This window comes from Paenisporosarcina sp. P4_E4_2, from assembly GCF_056401595.1.
In genome coordinates this window covers 1-4,766 of the sequence record NZ_JBFUJC010000246.1, presented here as the reverse complement: position 1 = coordinate 4,766, position 4,766 = coordinate 1, and the positions used below count along the sequence as shown (strand labels likewise).

General features: G+C 39.4%; 3 protein-coding genes and 1 pseudogene. All 4 read left to right on the top strand.

From position 1 onward, the window contains the following. Positions 1–127: pseudogene (locus AC1DSB_RS14585) on the top strand (TlpA family protein disulfide reductase); the annotation flags it as partial. Between the two features lie 249 nt (positions 128–376). After that, entirely contained in the window at positions 377–2,122 is a 1,746-nt protein-coding gene (locus AC1DSB_RS14580) for an ABC transporter ATP-binding protein (protein WP_342541867.1), read from the top strand. 15 nt (positions 2,123–2,137) lie between these two features. Beyond that, positions 2,138–3,946 (top strand): ABC transporter ATP-binding protein, encoded by a 1,809-nt coding sequence (locus tag AC1DSB_RS14575; protein ID WP_342541866.1) that lies wholly within the window; start codon positions 2,138–2,140, stop codon positions 3,944–3,946. 68 nt (positions 3,947–4,014) lie between these two features. Further along, positions 4,015–4,674, top strand: coding sequence for a potassium channel family protein (locus tag AC1DSB_RS14570; RefSeq protein ID WP_016427837.1), 660 nt, complete (start codon positions 4,015–4,017; stop codon positions 4,672–4,674). The last annotated feature ends 92 nt before the right edge of the window (positions 4,675–4,766 follow it).

Genomic DNA, 4,766 nt, shown 5'->3' with positions numbered 1-4,766 from the left:
ATATGTACCTGCATACTACGTATTTGATAAAGCTGGTCAACTGCGTCATTTCCAAGCGGGTGGTAGTGGAATGAAAATGCTTGAAAAACGTGTCAACCGCGTGTTAGATGAAATGCGTAATTCATAATCCATTTTAATTGAATGAATAAGTGCTCAGCATAATCGAATTCAGGGATGTAAAGATCCTGGTAATTCTTTTATGTTGAGCACTTTTTTTATTGGGAAGGATGTCCTATTCCGAAGATTTGATAATAATAATCCGGACAATAAAAAAGAAAATTTAAAGTTTTATAAAATATCAGTCAAAAGGGGGTGGTCATTTATTTCGGAATCCGATATATTAAATACTATGTCTTTTGAATTAGGGGGAAACAACTTGGGAATTTTCAAAAAATTGAAAGAGTATTACTTGCCAAATAAACATTTATTCTTTTGGTCCTTGTTCATGCTCTTGGTCACCTTGTTAATTACAGTTGCCTATCCAATCATCTTGCAACAAACCATTGACCGTGTAATTAAGGGGCAAGAATATGATTTGGCATGGAAACTTGCTGGGATTTTCATGGGTCTTATGATTATCAAAGGAATTGCCACGTACATTGGGCAATACACGGGGGATATGTTCGGAATTCGCTCGGTCTATGAATTGCGAAATGCGTTATATGCTAAATTGCAACGTTTGCCATTCTCGTATTACGATAATGCAAAAACGGGAGACTTAATGTCCCGACTGACAGCTGACGTAGAAGGATTCAGGTTCTTCTTATCGTTCGGATTCGTTGAGTTGTTCCGTTTGGTGTTTTTAGTATCCGTTTCGCTTTGCGTTATGTTTTATTATTCAGTTTCATTAACATTTGTGTCGATGGCCGCCATGCCTTTATTAGTTGTAGCAGTGCTACGATTCGATAAATTGGTGCATCCGGCTTTCAGGGACATCCGTAAATCATTCGGTAAATTAAATACGAATGTTCAAGAAAACATTAGCGGGATTCATACAGTGAAATCACTTTCCCGTGAATCGTTCCAAATTAACAAATTTAACAATTCAAACGGTGACTATAAAGATCGATATTTATTTACAACTGAAATCTGGGCAAAGTACTTTCCTGTGATGGAGTTCCTCGGAAATATCAGCGTGGTCTTCTTATTCGGCTACGGGGGCTTCCTAGTTATGGAAGGTCAATTAAGTGTTGGGCGCTTAGTGGCATTCTACAGCTTATTGGGTTACATTATTTTTCCGATTATGAACTTAGGTTTCACGGTCAATCTTTTCTCTCAATCAAAAGCATCCGGAGAGCGTTTACTGGAAGTGCTGGAAGCACCCGAACCGATTACATCCAAAGAAAATGCAATCGATGGTTCAAGAATGAAAGGACATGTAGCGTTTGAAAATGTCACTCTTCAATATCGTGAAGAAGATCAATTAGCTCTTGAAGAAGTGAATTTGAAAGTGGAAGCTGGAAAACGGGTTGGGTTAATAGGTGCAACGGGTTCAGGTAAAACGAGTTTAACACAACTGTTAACGCGTTTTTACGAACCGACAACGGGAACAGTTAAAATTGATGGCATTGCTGTCGATGAATATTCGCTTACCTCACTACGCTCTAACATTGGCTTTGTTCTTCAAGAATCATTTTTATTTTCATCTTCGATTAAAGCCAATATTTCATATGGTCGTCCTGATGCAACGATGGATGAAATTATCGATGCAGCTAAACGTGCCAATGCCCATGATTTTATAATGGAGCTACCTGAAACCTATGACACGATGTTAGGGGAGCGGGGGCTCGGTTTATCAGGCGGGCAAAAACAAAGAATTGCAATCGCTCGGGCATTATGCCAGAATCCTGCAATTTTGGTGCTAGATGATGCAACAAGTGCTGTAGACATGAAAACGGAACTTCACATTCAAAAGGCTTTGGAAGAAGTGATGAAAGGCCGTACAACGTTTATTATTGCTCACAGGATTTCATCTGTGAAACATGCAGATGAGTTGATTGTATTTGAGCATGGGAAGATTGTTCAAAGAGGTACGCATGATCAATTGATAAAACAACAAGGTTTGTATAAGCGGATTTATGAAATTCAATACAAAGACCAACTTGAAAATATTTATGCATAGAAAGGCGGAATCACAATGACTAAACAAATCAATCCTAGTGTATTAAAACGATTCCGCTACTCTTCGGATGATGTAATTGATGCACCGTTTAACTGGTACCAACTCGCTCGACTCTTTACGTATGTGAAACCTTATGCAAAAACATTATTGCCAAAGGCTTTTATTGCTGTAACAATTACCACGCTGATTCGGCTTATCATCCCTATTTTGATAGGTGAGTATGCCATTGACCAAGCATTGGAAAACAAAGATGCTCAAATGCTATGGGTGGTGGTTGGTACTATTGCAGGATTATATATTGTCAACACTGTTGCGAATCGTTTCAGAATAAGGTGGATGAATGAACTCGGTCAAAATGTAATATACGATTTGCGTAAACATTTGTTTACGCATGTTCAATGGCTATCGCATCGTTTCTTCGATCAACGTTCAGCCGGCTCAATACTCGTCAGGATTATGAACGATATAAACTCGCTGCAAGAGTTGTTTACAAATGGTGTTATCAATCTATTGATGGATTTGCTACTTCTTATAGGGGTACTTATCATCCTGTTTACGCTCAGTCCACCACTTGCTTTAGCAGTTCTGGTCATCTTGCCCCTGATGTTTTTCATCTCGACGACGCTGCGTAAAAACATCCGTCGCTCATGGCAGGATGTGCGGATGAAACAAGCGAAAATCAACTCCCATCTGAATGAAAGTATTCAAGGAATGCGAATTACTCAATCATTCACACAGGAAAATGAAAACATGGCGTTCTTTAATGGAATTAATGAAGAAAGTTTTGAGTCTTGGCGTGTAGCCACTAAAAAGAATTCTATGTTCCGACCGTTCGTAGAAATGACGAATGCCGTTGGTTCGGTTGTTCTGATTTTGTACGGTGCATATTTAATCCAAAATGACCAGCTTGACCTTGGTGCATTCGTCGCATTTGCCTTTTACCTCGGCATGTTCTGGGAGCCAATTTCACGTTTAGGCCAGATATATAACCAATTACTGATGGGGATGGCGTCCTCTGAAAGAATTTTCGAATTCTTGGATGAGCAGCCTTTGGTACATGAAAAAGCAAATCCAACTAAAATTAATCAATTACAAGGTCATATCGAATTTGAAAATGTTCAATTCGGTTATGAAAAAGACCGTTTAGCTTTAAAAGGAATCTCTCTTGAAATGAATGCAGGGGAGACGGTTGCCCTGGTTGGTCATACGGGATCTGGTAAAACGACAATTGCCAATCTGGTTTCACGTTTTTACGATCCAACTTCTGGTGTGGTGAAAATGGATGGAATGGATATCCGTGATTTATCACTGAGTGCATTGCGTGAACAAATCAGCATTGTACTTCAGGAAACGTTTATTTTCTCAGGCTCCATCATGGATAATATTCGATTCGGCAATCCACATGCTACGGATGAAGAAGTAATCAATGCAGCCGAAGCTGTTGGTGCAAACCGTTTCATCGAGCGTTTATCGAATGGGTATGATACCGAAGTGGAAGAGCGAGGGAATATTTTATCCGTTGGTGAACGACAACTGTTATCTTTTGCACGGGCACTTCTTGCAAATCCAAGAATTATCATTCTGGATGAGGCAACAGCTTCCATTGATACGGAAACAGAACTTCAAATTCAACAAGCGTTAAGAACGCTGTTGAAAAACCGGACAGCGATCATGATTGCTCATCGACTTTCTACCATCCGTGAAGCAAATCAGATTATTGTTTTGGAAAATGGACGTGTTTTGGAATCGGGGAATCATGATTCTTTAATGAAAGATCGTGGTCATTATCACCAGTTGGTGATGTCCCAATTTGGAGAAGCGTAAAAACATTTTGAGCGTCTATTAAAGTTGTGATACACTATGACCATTCGTTCCGCAACGGAGGTTGAAAGATGAAGAAAGAATTCGTAGTTATTGGGTTAGGTCGATTTGGTGGAAGTATAGTTCGTGAGCTGATTGAACAAGGTGCAGATGTTATGGCCATCGATAAGTTTTCAGACCGTGTCGATGAATTTGCATCAATCGCGACACAAGCTATTGTTGCAGATACGACAGATGAATCTGTCTTGAAATCACTTGGGATACGTAATTTTGAACATGTAATCGTTGCGATTGGAGAGGACATTCAATCCAGTATTTTAACAACGTTGATGTTGAAGGAAATTGGTGTCAATAAAATCACGGTAAARGCTCAAAATGACTATCATGAAAAAGTATTACGTAAAATCGGTGCCGATCAAGTGGTCCATCCTGAACGCGATATGGGTATTCGAATTGCCAACAACATAATGACAAATAATGTACTTGATTATTTGGAGTTATCGGAAGAACATTCAATTATGGAGATAAAAGCGAATGAAATATTGGCTGGCTCTACTTTAATTGATCTAGATATCCGTGCGAAATATGGAATAAATATTGTTGCGATTAAACGGGGAGCTGATATTCTCGTTTCTCCGCAAGCAGATGAAGAAATCAAAATCAATGATGTACTGATCGTAATCGGTGCAGACGCAGATATTATCCGCTTTGAAAAGAAAGCAATGCATTAAAGAAAAGCGGAGAAGCCTGTGCTAGCTCGACTCCGGTGCTGGAAGGCTCGAAACGAAAGCTTGCTTTCGCTTGAGAGACTGAAGCTAAGGAG

Bases quoted from the DNA above. Each gene is read 5' to 3' on its own strand.
- AC1DSB_RS14575 (WP_342541866.1), top strand. From the start codon at position 2,138: ATGACTAAACAAATCAATCCTAGTGTATTAAAACGATTCCGCTACTCT.